Source organism: Comamonas avium, assembly GCF_014836675.1.
GTDB lineage: Bacteria > Pseudomonadota > Gammaproteobacteria > Burkholderiales > Burkholderiaceae_C > Comamonas > Comamonas avium.
In genome coordinates, this window is the sequence record NZ_JACSQK010000003.1 from 244,940 (window position 1) to 260,816 (window position 15,877).

At 57.0% G+C, this 15,877-nt stretch carries 13 protein-coding genes; 10 read left to right on the plus strand and 3 right to left on the minus strand.

Features of this window, described 5'->3' with window-relative positions:
* Window positions 1–33: 33 nt before the first annotated feature.
* From H9646_RS06415 to H9646_RS06450, 8 genes are all read left to right on the plus strand, one after another.
* Entirely contained in the window at window positions 34–555 is a 522-nt protein-coding gene (locus H9646_RS06415; protein ID WP_191722515.1) for a DMT family transporter, read from the plus strand.
* Window positions 556–789: 234 nt separating this feature from the next.
* Window positions 790–1,755 carry an extracellular solute-binding protein gene (locus tag H9646_RS06420; RefSeq protein ID WP_225214048.1) on the plus strand — a complete coding sequence of 322 codons (966 nt, stop codon included), beginning with the start codon at window positions 790–792 and terminating at the stop codon, window positions 1,753–1,755.
* Window positions 1,756–1,928: 173 nt separating this feature from the next.
* Window positions 1,929–3,524, plus strand: coding sequence for an ABC transporter permease (locus H9646_RS06425; RefSeq protein WP_191722517.1), 1,596 nt, complete (start codon window positions 1,929–1,931; stop codon window positions 3,522–3,524).
* A gap of 6 nt (window positions 3,525–3,530) precedes the next feature.
* A complete protein-coding gene (locus H9646_RS06430; protein WP_191722518.1) occupies window positions 3,531–4,289 on the plus strand; it encodes an ABC transporter ATP-binding protein in 759 nt (252 codons plus the stop codon).
* Window positions 4,290–4,323: 34 nt separating this feature from the next.
* A complete protein-coding gene (locus H9646_RS06435; protein ID WP_191722519.1) occupies window positions 4,324–5,004 on the plus strand; it encodes a winged helix-turn-helix domain-containing protein in 681 nt (226 codons plus the stop codon).
* A gap of 270 nt (window positions 5,005–5,274) precedes the next feature.
* Window positions 5,275–6,423, plus strand: coding sequence for an ATP-binding protein (locus H9646_RS06440; RefSeq protein WP_191722520.1), 1,149 nt, complete (start codon window positions 5,275–5,277; stop codon window positions 6,421–6,423).
* A gap of 774 nt (window positions 6,424–7,197) precedes the next feature.
* Window positions 7,198–7,887 carry a hypothetical protein gene (locus H9646_RS06445; protein WP_191722521.1) on the plus strand — a complete coding sequence of 230 codons (690 nt, stop codon included), beginning with the start codon at window positions 7,198–7,200 and terminating at the stop codon, window positions 7,885–7,887.
* The gene (locus H9646_RS06450) at window positions 7,866–9,392 is read left to right on the plus strand and encodes an autotransporter domain-containing protein (protein ID WP_191722522.1); all 1,527 of its coding nucleotides are present in this window, start codon (window positions 7,866–7,868) and stop codon (window positions 9,390–9,392) included. Before H9646_RS06445 ends, H9646_RS06450 begins: the two co-directional genes overlap by 22 nt.
* Before the next feature lie 43 nt (window positions 9,393–9,435).
* Here the strand turns inward: H9646_RS06450 and H9646_RS06455 are convergent, their stop codons facing one another.
* Window positions 9,436–10,320 (minus strand): LysR family transcriptional regulator, encoded by an 885-nt coding sequence (locus H9646_RS06455; RefSeq protein WP_191722523.1) that lies wholly within the window; start codon window positions 10,318–10,320, stop codon window positions 9,436–9,438.
* Between the two features lie 96 nt (window positions 10,321–10,416).
* Here H9646_RS06455 and H9646_RS06460 point away from each other — a divergent pair, with 96 nt between their 5' ends.
* Window positions 10,417–10,929, plus strand: coding sequence for a universal stress protein (locus H9646_RS06460; protein ID WP_191722524.1), 513 nt, complete (start codon window positions 10,417–10,419; stop codon window positions 10,927–10,929).
* Window positions 10,930–11,012: 83 nt separating this feature from the next.
* Window positions 11,013–12,062 carry a TerC family protein gene (locus H9646_RS06465; protein ID WP_191722525.1) on the plus strand — a complete coding sequence of 350 codons (1,050 nt, stop codon included), beginning with the start codon at window positions 11,013–11,015 and terminating at the stop codon, window positions 12,060–12,062.
* 103 nt (window positions 12,063–12,165) lie between these two features.
* On the opposite strand, the gene H9646_RS06470 is transcribed toward H9646_RS06465, so the two are convergent.
* Window positions 12,166–12,969 (minus strand): PhzF family phenazine biosynthesis protein, encoded by an 804-nt coding sequence (locus H9646_RS06470; protein WP_191722526.1) that lies wholly within the window; start codon window positions 12,967–12,969, stop codon window positions 12,166–12,168.
* Between the two features lie 261 nt (window positions 12,970–13,230).
* Window positions 13,231–15,810, minus strand: a complete 2,580-nt coding sequence (gene cphA / locus H9646_RS06475) for a cyanophycin synthetase (protein WP_191722527.1) — start codon at window positions 15,808–15,810, stop codon at window positions 13,231–13,233.
* Window positions 15,811–15,877 lie beyond the last annotated feature (67 nt).

Sequence of the window (15,877 nt, forward strand, 5' to 3'; positions counted from 1 at the left end):
TCTTGGTTTTTGACGCTTGATGGAGTCGCAGGTATGGACAACAAAATGGTATGGATGACGGTGGCCTCATTGGGCATAGCGCTGCTGGCAGGTGCGCTGCTGCCCTTTCAGGCAGCTGCGAATGTCGGCGTGGGCCGGGCACTGGGGCACGCTTTCTGGGGTGCAGCCACATCGCTCATCGTCAGTCTTGCTGTCATGGTTCCCATGCTGATACTGGCCAAAGCACCTGTGCCGAATTTTGCACATGCGCTGCACGGCCCATGGTGGCTGTGGATTGGTGGCGTGCTTGGTGCTTTCTACATCATCAGCGCCACAATGTTGACCCCCAGGCTGGGTGCTGGTGGTTTTCTGGTTGCGGTGGTCGCAGGTCAGATGGTGATGGCCGTGCTGGTGGATCACTTTGGCCTGATGGGTCTTGAGCCCAAGCCAGTCAATCTCATGCGCGTGCTGGGCGTACTCCTGATCCTGGGTGGCGTTTTCCTGATTCAAGGTGGTGGTGTCAAAAAGCCTGCTAGCTCGTCAGCCCCCGATGCCTGCAGTACAGCTCTGCCTTAACCACACGGGCCCGCATTGAAAAATGACAGAAAGATAACGAGAGTCGATGCAAGTCCAATGGGTAATGAGAATGCGCATTAATCGCACTCTATAAAATCGCGGCCAGCCACCGCCATGCCTCTCCAAATGGTGCGTGTTCAGTGATTTTTTCAGGATGCTGCCATGAAATTTGCTTCTCCCTCTCTTGCACTTGTGGCCATATGTGCTGCGACCGTCTCGCTGGCAAACACCGCCATGGCTGCAGGTGAAGTGAACCTGTACACAACGCGTGAACCTGCATTGATTCAGCCTTTGATTGACGCTTTCACCAAGCAGCAAGATGGCGCGATCAAGGTCAATACGGTGTTTGTCAAAGATGGCTTGCTCGAGCGCGTGAAGGCAGAAGGAGCGCGCTCTCCTGCAGATGTCCTGATGACGGTAGACATTGGTAACCTGGTAGACCTTGTCGATGGTGGTGTGACGCAGCCCATCAAGTCTGCAACACTTGAATCCGTATTGCCAGCCAATCTGCGTGATGCTCAGAATCACTGGTTTGCGCTGTCTTTGCGTGACCGCGTGCTGTATGCAGACAAAAATTTGCCCATCACACAGTTCACCTATGAAGAGCTGGCAGACCCCAAGTGGAAGGGCAAAGTCTGCATCCGTGCGGGGCAGCATCCGTACAACACGGCGCTCATCGCCGCAAAGATTGCGAACGATGGTGCCGCAGAGGCTGAACAATGGCTGCGTGGTGTCAAGGCCAATCTGGCACGCAAGGCCGCTGGTGGCGATCGCGATGTAGCGCGTGACATCTTGGGCGGCATTTGCGATATCGGAATTGCCAACTCCTACTATGTTGGCCAGATGAAGAACGCAGCTGCAGGCACTGACAACCGGAAATGGGGCGATGGCATTCAGGCCATCCGTCCCACCTTTGCCAAAACCGGTGGCACGCACGTCAATATCTCTGGTGCAGCGGTAGCCAAACATGCTCCCAATAAGAGCAATGCAGTCACGCTGCTGGAGTACCTGGTATCTGAGCCTGCCCAGGCTTTGTATGCCCGCGCCAATTATGAATATCCCATCCGCGCCAACGTGCAGCAAGATGCCGTGATGTCGGCCATGGGGCCATTGAAAATAGATACGCTGTCCGTTGTAGAGATTGCCAAATATCGCAAACAAGCCAGCCAGCTGGTCGACAAGGTCGGCTTCGACAACTAACAGCTGCAATCATGCGGCACGGGGTTTTTCAAGCGTTGCCTGAGCTCGCTCAGGGCTGAAATGCGTTTGCCGTTACGGCAGCGCACCCCGTGCACATGCAAGGATCTGAACATGTGGATAAAAGGTAAGCGGTGCTGACCGGCGGGCGAGGGCGTGCAGCGCTCTTTGGCGCGATGGCCGTTGCGTTCCTGGTGGTGTTGCCTGTATTGGTACTCGCCGGCCATGCGTTGATGGCCGACTCATCGCATTGGGCGCATCTGGCAAGCTATGTTCTGCCTCAGGCGATGTGGAACACCCTGCTTTTGCTCTTGGGGGTTGGCATCGTCTGTGCAGCCTTGGGTACAGGAAGCGCCTGGCTGGTAACTGCCTACGATTTTCCTGGGCGCAGCGTGCTCACCTGGGCGTTGCTGCTACCGCTGGCAGTACCCACCTATATCGTCGCTTTTGCCTACCTGGATTTGATGCATCCGATTGGGCCGGTGCAAACTTTTTTGCGTGCAGTCTTGGGCTACGACAGCCCACGCCAATTTCGTTTGCCTGATCTGCGCTCTTTGCAGGGTGCAATCTTCATTTTGGGCTTTGTGCTGTACCCGTACGTCTATCTGGCGACCCGCGTGATGTTCATGAGCCAGGCGGCCAGCCTGCTGGAGGCAGCACGTACTCTGGGCGCCAGTCGCCGCGAGGTATTTCGCGAAGTGGTGATACCGCTGGCACGGCCAGCAATCGTTGTGGGCCTGAGCCTGGCTCTGCTTGAGGCGCTCAACGACATCGGTGCCTCTGAATTTTTGGGCGTACAGACGTTGACCGTGTCGGTCTATACGACCTGGACAACGCGCTCTGATCTGGGGGCCGCTGCACAAATTGCGCTGGCCATGCTGTGCATCATCATTGTGCTCATCATGCTGGAGCGCCATGGGCGCAGGCGACAGCGTTTTGCAAGCACGCAGCGCATGCGTCCCATGCAACCACGCAGGCTGCGTGGCCTGGCAGCCTTCGGGGCTCTGGCTTTGGGTGCTGTGCCTGTGTTGCTGGGCTTCGCTATACCCTCGGCTTACCTGGTGGGCGAGACTTTCAATCGTCTCAATTTGGTCGGCGGTGTTTCCGAGCAGCTACTGCGCGCACTGACCAATACCTTGTTCTTGGCAACGACTGCCACGCTGCTTGCTGTTGCCTGCGGGCTGATGCTTGCGTGGGCCAGCCGTTCCATGCGTGAAAGTGCTCGTTTCAACCTGCCCAGAGCTTGCGTGCGTCTGGCCAGCCTGGGCTATGCCGTGCCAGGCACTGTGCTGGCCATTGGGTTGCTCACGCCGCTACTGTTTACCGACCGCATGCTGGGGCAGCTTTTTGGCTATCCGGGTTTGCTGCTGATGGGCAGTACCGCCGGGCTTGTCATTGCCTACATCATTCGCTTCGTTGCGATTCCCGCAGGAAGCATTGAAGCGGGGCTCACCCGCATTCCCCCTTCACTGGAACAGGCCTCGCGTCTCCTCGGCGAAAGCTCGGGCGGCACGCTACGCCGTGTACACCTACCGCTGCTCAAGCCAGCGCTTGCAGCCAGTGCGCTACTGGTGTTTGTCGACACAATGAAAGAGCTGCCTGCAACCTTGTTGCTGCGCCCTCTGAACTTTGACACGTTAGCCACCTGGCTGTATGCCGAAGCGGCCCGTGGCACCTATGAAGAAGGCGCTGTAGCAGCGCTGGCCATCGTTGTGGCTGGCTTGCTGCCTGTCATACTTCTGGCGCGCACTGATCTGCGAATGGATTCTTGATTCACCATGTCTGTCCTGCTTGAACTTGATCATGTATGCCTTGCTTACGACACTCCTCGCGGAATGCGTACAGTCACGCCCAGCCTTAATTTGCAGCTGGAGCGTGGGCATATAGGCTGCCTGCTGGGTGCTTCAGGCTGCGGTAAATCCACGGTGCTGCGCGCCATTGCAGGCTTTGAGCCTGTGCGCCAGGGCCGCATCCTGCTTGAGGGAAAGCTTCTGTCTTCACCGCAGCAGCAAGTAGAGCCTGAGCTTCGGCACGTAGGCATGATGTTTCAAGACTACGCTCTTTTCCCGCACATGAACGTTGCGCGCAATGTGGGCTTCGGTTTGCGCCGCCAAGACCGCGCCGAGCGTGACAGGCGGGTTGCAGAAATGCTCGAGATGGTTGGCCTTTCAAAAGCCGGAGACAGCTACCCGCATGAACTCTCCGGTGGGCAGCAGCAACGCGTTGCTCTAGCGCGTGCTCTGGCACCGTCTCCTGAGTTGCTGCTGCTCGATGAGCCGTTCTCCAACCTTGATGCCGATACGCGTGAACATCTGGCAGAAGAAGTGCGCGATATCTTGCGCTGCACAGGGCATACGGCCATTTTGGTCACGCACAACCAGGCGGAGGCATTTGCCATTGCAGATCGCATAGGCAGCTTGTCTGGCGGAATGCTTCAATACTGGGAGAGCCCCGCAACGCTGCGCGAAAATATGTGCAAACCAGTAGCCCAGGCCTCACATGGGCGCAGACATATTGCGCAAACCTTAAGACTATGAGCTTGAACTCTCCAGCCAGCGAGGCTAGACAGTAATGCGAATTCTCGTCGTAGAAGACGACTGGAAACAAGCCGACCACCTGCGCCGTGGATTGATGGAAGCAGGCGAGCATGCGGTCGATGTCGCCTCTTGTGGTGATGAGGGGCTGCGCCGCGCAAGGGCCGAGCACTATGACTTGTTCGTGCTTGATGTCATGCTGCCCGGCCTGGATGGATTCGGCCTGCTGACGGAAATCCGGGGCTTTTCAACGGCACCGGTTCTGATGCTCACTGCGCGAGACCGGGTGGAAGACCGCGTACATGGGCTGAGCAATGGTGCTGATGACTATTTGGTCAAGCCGTTTGCGTTTCCCGAATTTCTCGCCCGGGTACAAGCATTGTTGCGCCGCAGCGAGGCACACCGAAAAAACAGTCAAAGTCAGCCACAGCTAGAAGACCTCAAGCTTGATCCCCGGCGACGTCGTGCCTGCCGCGCTGGCCGGCAAATTATGCTGACAGCGCAGGAATATGCGTTGCTGGCACTGCTGCTGCACAACCAGGGAACGGTTCTTTCACGCAATGAGCTTGCAGAGCAACTATGGGGCGTAAGCTTTGACAGCGATACCAATGTGATCGAAGTTGCGATTCGGCGTCTGCGCCTGAAGCTCGATCAGCCCGAGGAAGCCAAGCTTTTGCACACGGTACGTGGAATGGGCTATGTGCTCGAACTTCGGTGAGCGTTTTTTATTGCATGGGCAGCTCCCGCAGCGGGCTGTGAGCCAGTGACTTGGTTGCGCAATTCATTGCATTTGCGCTGGGCAATCGCACAGACAGTGGCGGCGGCCGTGGTCATGGTTGTTGCGGGAGCCATACTTTTCCAAGTCATCCAGTCTTTTTTGATTGCCAGAGACCATGATTTTTTGCGGCAGCAGGCACTGTGGATAGGGGCTAGCCCAAGGGACGGCGGCTCAAGCGGTCTGCAAGATCGACTGAACACGCTGCAAAGCATGTATCCCGGCATTCGCGTGAGCCTGCAAACCGTTGCTGGCAGTGATTCCACTGAAATCGAACACACCCAGACAGCGCCTGTTTTTGCCATCACACAAGAAAGCCAGCCCTTCGATGCCATTGACCTGGAGGTCACAACCCAAGGTCATGCGGTTTTACAAGTGCGGCTCATGGCTTCTGCACTACCGAGGCAAGAAGCGCTGCATTCACTGGCCCGCATCCTGATACTGGCTGTGTGCATGGGCATATTGCTTTCTGCAGTTTTGTCCATTGTGAGTATGGGCTGGAGCAACCGGCGACTCAGACACCTGTCACAGCAGGCCCATGCGGCTGGTCAAAGCGGTCACATCTCACTGGCAGGCGTAGATGCCGAACTGCTTGAACTGGTCGAAGCGTTTAACAGCGTGCTCACGCAGCGCGAAGCAGCCTATCGGCAGTCTGAATCGTTCAGTGCTGATGTTGCCCACGAGCTGCGCTCCCCGCTTGCCACCATGATTGGTGGCGCACAGCTGGCACTGAGCAGGCCGCGCTCCAGCGAAGAGCTCAGAGACGCTCTGGCCTCTAACCTGGAAGAGTGCGAGCGCCTTAAAAAACTCATCAACGACATGCTGTTTCTTGCGCGAGCAGACCGAGGCGAGCGTGCTCAAAGTCTGGAGCGAGCAGATCTGAGCATCTTGGCCGATGACATGATCAGCTACTGCGGCGCACTGCTCGATGATGCCGGGCTGCAGGCTGTGCGCATCGGCTGCGCATCTGCCGTGTGCAATGAAGCGCTCATCAAACGCGCCATGGCCAACTTGCTGTCTAACGCAATCCGGCATGCTCAGGGTGAGCACAACGTTGAATTACACCTTGAGGCATTGCCTGGAAAAGTGAGGTTCTGGGTATTCAATGCAGGCCCCGCAATTGCCGACGATGTAGCGAGCCGAATGTTTGACCGATTTTTTCGCGCCAATGCCTCGCGTTCAGACCATACGGTCCACCATGGGCTGGGGCTTTCGATTGTTCACGCCATAGCGCGCATGCACGGCGGAACCGTATTTGTGCACATCCAGGATACGGGCAACGCAATCGGCATAGAGATTCCGAGTGCGCTTGCTTCGCGGCAAGTGCGTGTTCGAGAAGCCGTACACGAAGCTTTGCGCTGATCGTGCGCTGGCCTGAGCTTGCTGCATCAATCCGTCTGTGCAAGCTCGCAGCCTGTTGCGCCCCCCGGTTTATGCACCAACGCCCCTGACAGGGGAAATTTTCCTTTGATTGATGAAAATATCTAAATTCAATAAATATTAATATGGGTCTGTTTTTTTAAATTATCTGAGTCAACTTTATCTATTTTTAGTGCTGATGAAAAATAAGATAATCAGTAATTGATATTTGGCTATTTTTCTAGTCAAAATCTGTCAATGATTGTGTTTTTCAATGTGAATGTATTTTGTTTTTAAATTTATTCGAAGTAAAAAAATTTCAAAGCACAAAATATTGATGTGCAAAACAAGAAGTTTCTTGCCTGCTAACAAGATATTTATTGTTTATTTTCTTTCTGCCGTTTGTAAAATATTTCCCTCGCTGAAGCCTGTGAGTCAATGGCATATTTTCGCTGGTGCATCAATGCATTGCAGCACCGGATGCCCCACTGGTACTGGCTGCTTTATGCCTCAAGCATCACTTTGCTGTTGATGGGCAGGGCATGCAACCTGCATATCCAATCGATTGATTGAATTGGGCTGTCCCTTTCAATATCAGTAGTTGCAAAGCCGTGGCTGGATTTATGTAGCCTGGCTCAGGCTTAATTTTTGCAAATCACCATCTGAAGCTTATTTTTTATCTCTCGCAAATGTCTTGCCTAATGAAAAGAGCATGCGCGATAGATTGATGTTTATATGGTTTTATAAATATCGTTTCATGGTCTGAAAGGATTTTTTATGAAAAAACTAAACTTGACCAATCTGCTTTTACCGCTGCTGGCAGTAACCGCTCATGCACAGGTACATGCCCAGGGGTGGAATGTCATGCAAGATTTGGGTGACCTCACATCTAGCGGCATGGGGAGTAATGCCAATGCCGTGAGTGCCGATGGCAGCGCCATAGTAGGGCACGTTAGCTACTCCGCCTATGGTATGCACGCTTTTCGCTGGACCAGTGATGGCGGCATGCAAGACCTGGGTGATTTCACAGCCAATGGTACGGGCTTGAGTGCGGCCAGTGCGGTCAGTGCCAATGGCAGTGTGGTGGTGGGAAACGCTGATTACGGCTTCGCTACAAAGACGCATGCTTTTCGCTGGACCAGTGATGGCGGCATGCAAGACCTGGGCGATTTAACAGCCAGCGGCAGGGGTAGGAGTTTTGCCTATGCGGTCAGCGCCGATGGCCGCGTTGTGGTGGGGCAGGCTGACTACGGCCCTGGCTGGGTGTATCACGCTTTTCGCTGGACCAGTGAGGGGGGCATGCAGGACCTGGGTGACTTGACGACCACTGGCTCGGAGTGGAGTGCGGCCACTGCGGTCAGTGCTGATGGAAGCGTTGTGGTGGGACAGGCGGCATACGGTTCCGGTGCAGATGCGCATGCCTTTCGCTGGACCAGCGCTGTGGCATGCAGGACCTGGGTGATTTAACAGCCAGCGGAACGGGGGGCAGTAATGCCAGTGCGGTCAGTGCCGATGGCAGTGTGGTGGTGGGGCAAGCGGAATACGGCTCTGGCGCAAATTATCACGCGTTTCGCTGGAGCAGTGACGGCGGCATGCAGGACCTGGGTGACTTCACGGCCAACGGTACGGGCTGGAGTATGGCCAATGCGGTTAGTGCCGATGGCCGCGTTGTGGTGGGGTGGGCTGACTATGGCTCAGGAGTAAATAGGCACGCTTTTCGCTGGACCATTGAGGGCGGCATACAAGAGCTGGGTGATTTAACAGCCAGTGGCACGGGCTGGAGTGTGGCCAAGGCGGTCAGTGCCGATGGCAGTGTGGTGGTGGGAGATGCGAGCGATGGCATCGCAGGTCAGCACGCTTTTCGTTGGAGCAGTGATGGCGGCATGCAAGGCTTGGGCGATTTCACAGCCGATGGCTCGGGCTGGAGTTCGCCCAATGGGGTCAGTGCCGATGGCCGCACTGTGGTGGGTAGTGCGAGCAACGACCAAGGGGTAAATCGTGCCTTTATCTACCGCACGAGCATGCAAGACTTTAGTAATTTACTGTCTTCGCTGCCAAAGCTTGCGGCAGATAAAGAGCTGGCCGCAGCCCGGCAACAAATGCGCATGGCTCGGCTGCTGCAAACGCAGTGCGCCACTGGCAAGGCCGGTGTGAGCTGTCTGAAAGTGACGGGCTCTTTTGATGCGGTGGGCGCTGACGCAGGCATTGGCCACCGTCAGCAGACACAGGGGGTGGTGACGCTGGGCTACGGCTTGAGTGAGCAGTGGACATGGGGTGGCAACCTGCTGCTGGGGCACGCCAGCTTGCGCCATAGCGCGGTAGACCCTGACAGCACCTATGGCCTTAGCGGCTGGCTGGCCTATAGCCAGTCTGGGCAGGCGGGCAACGGCTGGCAGCTGCAAGCTTCGGTGGGCTACATCAAGCAAAACAACACCATTACACGGGGACAGGCGCTGAGCAACGTTGAGCTGGTAAGCGGCTCTGCAAACTTAGATGCGCTGGCTGCCCGCGTGGCGCTGGGCTTTGGCGTGCGCCATGCAAACGGCTGGCTGGTCACGCCAGAAGTGGCTCTGACGCAGCAGCACAGCAAGTTTGCCGCCTATGACGAGGCCCATGGCGATTTCCGGGCCTCTTATCAAAAAGCCAGCCTCAAGGCCACGGTGCTGGGGCTGGGTGTGACGGCGCAAAAGGCCGTGGGCAGTAAGACACAGCTTCGGCTGGCGGCGGGGCTTGAGCAGGACCTGAGCGTTCAGCGCATGAAGTTTGCTGGCACCTCAGATGTGCCAGGGGCCGAGACCTTTAATCTGGAAAGTGCTTTGAAGCGCAAAGCGCTGCGCCCATACGTCTCTGCCGGATACGTTTACCACCTGGACGCTGCCAGTGCCGTGGCCGTTGACATTGGCGCTGAGCGGGATGCGTTTTCCAGCGAGTTCAATATGGGGCTATCGGTGAGCTACAGCAAATTCTTCTGAGAAAAGTGGCTTGCTGCATGGGCGTGACAGGTACACCGGGTGTTTAGTCCTGGGCGGGGAAAAACTTTTGCACCAGCGGATGCAGCACCTGCCTGCTTGCCCCAATGGCAAAAAAGTGCTCTTCAACGCCCTCGCAGTCGCCCAAGCGCATTACTGCATAGCGACTAGTCAAATCTTCGTGCACCAAGCTCGCCATTGGAAAGACGCCCATGCCTGCGGCACCAAATGTCTTGAGCAGTGCGCTGTCTTCAAATTCTCCGATCACATGCGGCTGTATGGCGATACGCTCAAACCACTGATCGAGCCTTGACCGAACGGCTGCATGTCTGGTGGGCAGCAGCACTGGAACTTGGGCCAGTGACTGGGGAAAGCTATTGCTGGCAGCGGCATACAGCGATGCTGGCGCGTACCAGGCGATGGGAGATGACCCCAGTGATTGACTGTAGACCTTGAGATTGGGGTTGAGCGGAGCGGCCCGGTCTGCAAGGACAACATCCAGCCGGTGCAGCGCAAGATCACCCAGCAAATCCTCGAATTCGTCAACCAGACACAGAAGCTTGAGGTTGGGCTCCTGCATCACGCGTTGCATCAGGCTTTGAACGGCTAACTTGGGCAATTCGTCGGAGATTCCAACAATCAAGCGCACGCTTGGCGCACCCACGGCATCACGCACAACCGCAGGTAGCTGCTCGCCAAGCTGGAAAATTTTTTCTGCCTGCCGCATGGCGGCCAGCCCCGCATCCGTCAGTACAACCCCTCGCCCTGCTGGTTTGAGCAAGACATAGCCGAGAGAGCGTTCTAACTGGCGAACCTGGGTGCTCACGGTTTGCACTGCCATGCCTAAACGCTCTGCAGCACGGGCCATGCCACCTTCTTTGGCGACAACCCAGAAGTAGTAAAGATGCCGGTAACTGAAGCCAGGACTCATTGTTCGGCTTTACAGAGCTATTACTTCTTAATTATCTGCTTTTACAAATCTGAGGCATCGCTATGGTTGGCTTCATTGCATGTAAGGAGAAGCACCATGTTGAGAGTTCTTGTCCCATCAGATGGCTCCGCCAATTCGCTGTACGCCATACGTTACGTGATCGACGAATTCAAGAAGCGCCAAGATCTTGAGATTCACCTGCTTAACGTGCAGCCGCTCTTTTCAAAGCTCATCACGGATTACATCGACAAGAGTGATCGAATGGATTTTCACCAGGAGCAGGCTGACGCGGCGCTCTTGACGACGCGGCAAATGCTGGATGCTGCCGGGATTCCCTACAGCGTGCACGCAGAACTTGGCAACAAGGTGGACTGTATTGTGGATGCCGCTCGCAGGCTCCAGTGCGACAGCATCATCATGAGCACTGCGCGTAAAAGCTCTCTGATACGCCTGGTTGAAAACTCGGTCACGAATCAGGTCCTGGAGCGAACGAGCGTTCCCGTGGAAGTGATTGCAGGGCAAGCAGCTTCCAGGTTTGAGCGCATAGGTATTCCCGCGGGCGTGGGTGCAGGCGCGGGCATCGTTGCCTTGTGGATGGCCTCCAGTTGAAATATCGCCGCAGCGACGATCAAGTGCAGGTCACATATTCCTGAATAAGAGCGAAGAGGCAAAGCTGCGCCTGGAGCACTGCTATGAATAACCTCGAAACACTGGCCAACGGCCCGATGTGGCTGGGCTTCATCACCTTTGTGCTGGTCATGCTGGCCCTGGATCTGTTTGTTCTGGGCGGTAACAAGGCTCACCGGGTGTCGGTCAGGGAAGCCGCTTGCTGGACTGTGACCTGGATGACGCTCGCCACCACATTCGGTGTTTTGCTGTGGTGGTATCTGGACATGACGGCTGGCCGAGAAATGGCCAACCGCAAGGCGCTGGAGTTCTTTACCGGCTACCTCATTGAGCAGGCACTGTCGATAGACAACATGTTCGTGTTTGTGATGATATTTACCTACTTCGCCGTTCCCCCAGAGCTGCAGCGCCGTGTGCTGCTGTATGGGGTGCTGGGGGCCATCGTGATGCGCGCCGTCATGATTTTGGGGGGCATATGGCTGGTTTCTGAATTTGCCTGGGTGCTCTACGTTTTTGGGCTGCTTTTGGTGGTCACGGGGGCCAAGATGCTGTTCATGGCGGATAAGAAACCTGACCTGGTAAAGAACCCGCTGTTGCGCTGGCTGCGCGGCCACATGCGGATTGCACCAGAGTTTTATGGGCAGTCATTTTTCGTCCGGATCAATGGCTTGCGCCATGCAACACCGATGTTCCTGGTGCTCTTGATGATTGAGGCGAGTGATCTTGTCTTTGCCATAGACAGCATTCCGGCCATCTTTGCTGTCACCACAGATCCATTTATTGTTTTTACGTCCAACATCTTTGCGATATTGGGCTTGAGGGCGCTGTACTTTCTACTGGCCGATATGGCCGAACGCTTTCACCTTCTCAAGTACGGACTGGCTCTGGTGCTGATCTACATTGGGGGCAAGATGCTGGCGATGCCCTGGTTTCACATGCCGGTGCATTGGTCGCTGCTCATTGTTGGCTCCATAGTGCTGATTTCCGTACTGCTGAGCTTGAAGCGCTCGGCGCATAAACCATCGTGCAGTTTGATGAGCGGTACCAAGCAGTTGCCGCTGCCCGCTGCAGGTCAGGCGATTGAAGCGGCTCGACCTGCGGCAGGCACAGACTGAGTCAGTGACCGGCAGCTTATGAGCGGCGAAGAAGGCGGGGGTGTTGCTATTGGCTGCAGCGTGTAGCTGCTAGCGCCTAGCGCCTAGCGACTGGCGATTCAGGCTAGATAGTGATGGTGCCGCTCAGGTATCGAGCGCAGTGGCCTGCCACCTTCACGCTGGATGGCGTCACTTCACAGAACAATGTGCCAGTGCGCCGCGATGCCTGATGGCCAATCAGACTGTTCCTGCCGAGTCTGCTGGCCCAGTAGGGTGCCAAAGCCGCATGGATGGAGCCAGTGACCGGATCTTCATCGCCACCGTTGGCGGGCCAGAAGTAGCGGCTGACAAAGTCATAGGGTGCGCCAGTGTTGGCTGGTGCGGTGACCACTACGTCCAGTGGACCCAGTGACTTGAGGCGCTCCAGATCAGGCTTGACTGCCAGGACGTCGTTTTCAGAAGGGTAAACCGCAACGTAGGCCTGCTGATTGACCAGATAGCAGGATGGTGGCGGGACGAGGCCCTCACGCAGTGCCGCCGGGGGCGCATCCAGAGCTCGCGCATCGCGGCGAGGGAAGGTCATCAGAATGCGTCCGTTGCTTTCTCGCGTTGCCAAGACATTTCCAACCGCTGCAGTCCAGAACGTAATGCTTTGAAGCGTGGGATCAGATTCGAACAGAACGAATGCACTGGCAAGCGTTGCATGGCCGCAGAAATCAATTTCCTTGAGCGGAGAAAACCACCGGATTTCAAAGGCACTGCGCTCAGCGCTCCAGACCAGAAAAGAGGTTTCAGATAAGTTGTTTTCGGTGGCAATGGCCTGCAGCGTTGACACGGGAAGCCACTGGGCCAGTGGAACAACCGCAGCTTGATTGCCCTTGAAACGTTCTGAGGTGAAAGCGTCGATGACGTGGATGGGCAGTTGCATAACAAACGGGTCGTATAGGGCTAGAGGGCTTTGACGATCAGCGTTGAGTGCGAAGGGTATTGCCGCTTGCAAGGCTGATATCCAGTGGGCCATTGTAGAAGGCGCGCCAGGCCAAGTGATTGCCGGGTATCAGCAATCGCGATGCCATCAGGCTGCTGGATGCTGGATGCTGGATGCTGGATGCTGGATGCAGACACTGCTTTGGGCGATAAAAAAAGGCTCCTCTATGAGGAGCCTTTTTGCTGCATCAAGCGCAGAGGTTTAGGCCTTGCTGGCTTCTTGCACATGCTTGCGTAAGTGTTCCAGTGATTCTTCCACCTGATCGACCAGTACCAGGCACAGGTCGCCAGGTTGCAAGCGGCTCAGGGCATGGTCAATGGCTATGAATTCGCCATGAATGTCGGTGGTGTAGCTGGTGCGGGTTGCCCCTTCCAGACCCTTGCGCAGCAGGGCCAGGACTTCGCCGTCTTCACGGCCACGCTGGCATGCGTCCTGGTAGAGGATGACATCATCAAACGATGCACCCAGGATGCGGGTTTGCTCGACGATATCCTGGTCGCGGCGGTCACCCGCACCACTGATGACCACGCTGCGGCGGTTGGCGGGCATGCTGGAGACAGCTTGGGTCAGCGCACGGATTGCATCGGGGTTGTGGCCGTAGTCCGCCACGATGGTGGCACCCTTGTAGTCCATCACGTTGAAGCGACCGGGGGCGTTGGATGAGTCGTTGTGAAACGATGCCAAACCACGGCGGATGGTGTCCCATGGCAGGTCGGCAGCCCATGCCGCGCCGATCGAGGCCATGGCGTTGTCGACCTGAAAACCGATGGAGCCATTGCGGGTCAGCGGGATATCTGCCAGCGCAACGCTTTCCTTGAATGCACCTTCGGCACAGATGATGTGCCCATCATCCACATACACCACGCGGTTGCCCTGGGCGCGGTGTGTGGCCATGACGTGGTGGTGGCGATCTGCACCAAAGTAAATCACCTTGCCTTGGCAGACGTTGGCCATGGGGGCTACGTGGGGGTCGATCGCGTTGAGTACGGCGTAACCATTGGGAGCGACGTTCTGCACGATCACGCGCTTCAAGACCATGACGTCTTCGACGGTGGTGATGAAGTTCAGGCCCAGGTGATCGCCTTCACCCACGTTGGTGACTACGGCGACCTGACAGCGGTCAAAGCCCAGACCTTCACGCAGCACACCGCCGCGGGCACATTCCAAAATGGCTGCATCTACTTCGGGGTGGGCCAGTACATTGCGGGCGCTCTTGGGGCCAGAGCAGTCGCCACTGTCGATCTGGCGGCCATTGACATAGACGCCGTCGGTGTTGGTCATGCCCACGCGCAGGCCCTGTGCGGAAAAAATGTGCGAGATCAGGCGGGTCGTGGTGGTCTTGCCGTTGGTGCCGGTGACAGCTACCACGGGAATGCGGCCATCTTCACCGGGGCCAAACAGCAGGTCCACCATGGGTGCGCCCACGTTGCGCGGTTTGCCGAACGAAGGTGCCAGATGCATGCGCAGGCCGGGGGCTGCGTTGACTTCCACAATGCCGCCGTTTTGTTCTTCCAGTGGCTTGAGCATGGTCTCGCACACCACGTCCACACCGCAGATGTGCAGGCCTACGCATGCGGCGGCCTCTACAGCGCGCGCGGCAATGTCGGGGTGTACGTCATCGGTCACGTCGGTGGCACTGCCGCCTGTGGACAGGTTGGCGTTGTTGCGCAGCACTACGCGCTGGCCCTGAGCGGGTACCGAGTCGGGGGTCAGGCCTTCGGCAGCGATGCGGCCAATGGCAATGCCATCGAGCTGAATCTTGGTCAGTGCCGTGCCGTGACCGGAGCCACGACGCGGGTCCTGGTTGACGATGTCAACCAGCTCGCGGATGGTGTGCTCGCCATCACCCAGTACCTGAGGGGGGTCGCGGCGGGCCGCTGCCACCAGGTGGTTGCCCACCACCAGCAGGCGGAAGTCGTGGCCGGGCAAAAAGCGCTCCACCATCACCACGGTACCAAACTCCATGGAAGTGGCGTAGGCTTTTTCAAGCTGTTCACGGGTGGTGATGTTGACTGTGACGCCCTTGCCCTGGTTGCCGTCCTGGGGCTTGACCACCACGGGCATTCCCACCTCTTGGGCGATGGCCCAGGCATCTTGCACGTCTTTGGCGGGGCGGCCCATGGGCACGGGTACGCCAGCAGCGTGCAGCAGACGTTTGGTCAGGTCTTTGTCTTGTGCAATGGTCTCAGCCACTGAGCTGGTCTGGTCGACTTCGGCGGCCTGAAATTTGCGCGCCTTGGAGCCCCAGCCCAGTTGCACCAGGCTGCCGGCGGTCAGGCGGCGAAAGGGAATGCCGCGGCCCAGTGCTGCGTTGAGCAGCGAGCCGGTGGAGGGGCCGACGCGCTCTTCTTCGTCCAGCTCGCGCAGCTCGTTGATGGCGGCCTTGACGTCAAAGTCCGTGTCGTTCAGGGCTGCATTGATCAGTTGCTGCGCCAGCTCTACTGCGCGCTTGCCTACGGCTTCTTCCGTGTATTCAACGATGACCTGGAATGTGCCGGGCTCTACGGTTTCGTGTGTGCGACTGAAGGTGACGGGGCAGCCCGCCTGGGCTTGCATGGACAGCGCAGCGGCTTCCAGCACATGGGCGATGGACAAGGTGTTGTCCATGCCCTGGCCCTGCAGCCCGCCAATGGCAGGAAAGCGGGCACGAACCTTGTCTTCAAAACGAGGTATCAGTGTGAAGTTCTGTTCTTCAGGCGTGCAATGCACGATGGATTCGATAGCGGTATTGCGGCTCCAGAGGTTGGGGCCACGCAAGGCGCGGGAGCGAGAAATTTCCATGGTCTGTCTTTCCGCCAAAATTTTAGTCAAATTGGCTTCTAACGTAGATGTGACAAGCGCTGATAGC

Bases quoted from the DNA above. Each gene is read 5' to 3' on its own strand.
- H9646_RS06455 (WP_191722523.1), bottom strand. From the start codon at position 10,320: ATGAGTCCTGGCTTCAGTTACCGGCATCTTTACTACTTCTGGGTTGTC.
- H9646_RS06420 (WP_225214048.1), top strand. From the start codon at position 790: ATGGCTGCAGGTGAAGTGAACCTGTACACAACGCGTGAACCTGCATTG.
- H9646_RS06445 (WP_191722521.1), top strand. From the start codon at position 7,198: ATGAAAAAACTAAACTTGACCAATCTGCTTTTACCGCTGCTGGCAGTA.
- H9646_RS06440 (WP_191722520.1), top strand. From the start codon at position 5,275: ATGTATCCCGGCATTCGCGTGAGCCTGCAAACCGTTGCTGGCAGTGAT.
- H9646_RS06425 (WP_191722517.1), top strand. From the start codon at position 1,929: ATGGCCGTTGCGTTCCTGGTGGTGTTGCCTGTATTGGTACTCGCCGGC.
- H9646_RS06465 (WP_191722525.1), top strand. From the start codon at position 11,013: ATGAATAACCTCGAAACACTGGCCAACGGCCCGATGTGGCTGGGCTTC.
- H9646_RS06450 (WP_191722522.1), top strand. From the start codon at position 7,866: ATGCAGGACCTGGGTGATTTAACAGCCAGCGGAACGGGGGGCAGTAAT.
- H9646_RS06460 (WP_191722524.1), top strand. From the start codon at position 10,417: ATGTTGAGAGTTCTTGTCCCATCAGATGGCTCCGCCAATTCGCTGTAC.
- cphA (WP_191722527.1), bottom strand. From the start codon at position 15,810: ATGGAAATTTCTCGCTCCCGCGCCTTGCGTGGCCCCAACCTCTGGAGC.
- H9646_RS06430 (WP_191722518.1), top strand. From the start codon at position 3,531: ATGTCTGTCCTGCTTGAACTTGATCATGTATGCCTTGCTTACGACACT.
- H9646_RS06435 (WP_191722519.1), top strand. From the start codon at position 4,324: ATGCGAATTCTCGTCGTAGAAGACGACTGGAAACAAGCCGACCACCTG.
- H9646_RS06470 (WP_191722526.1), bottom strand. From the start codon at position 12,969: ATGCAACTGCCCATCCACGTCATCGACGCTTTCACCTCAGAACGTTTC.
- H9646_RS06415 (WP_191722515.1), top strand. From the start codon at position 34: ATGGACAACAAAATGGTATGGATGACGGTGGCCTCATTGGGCATAGCG.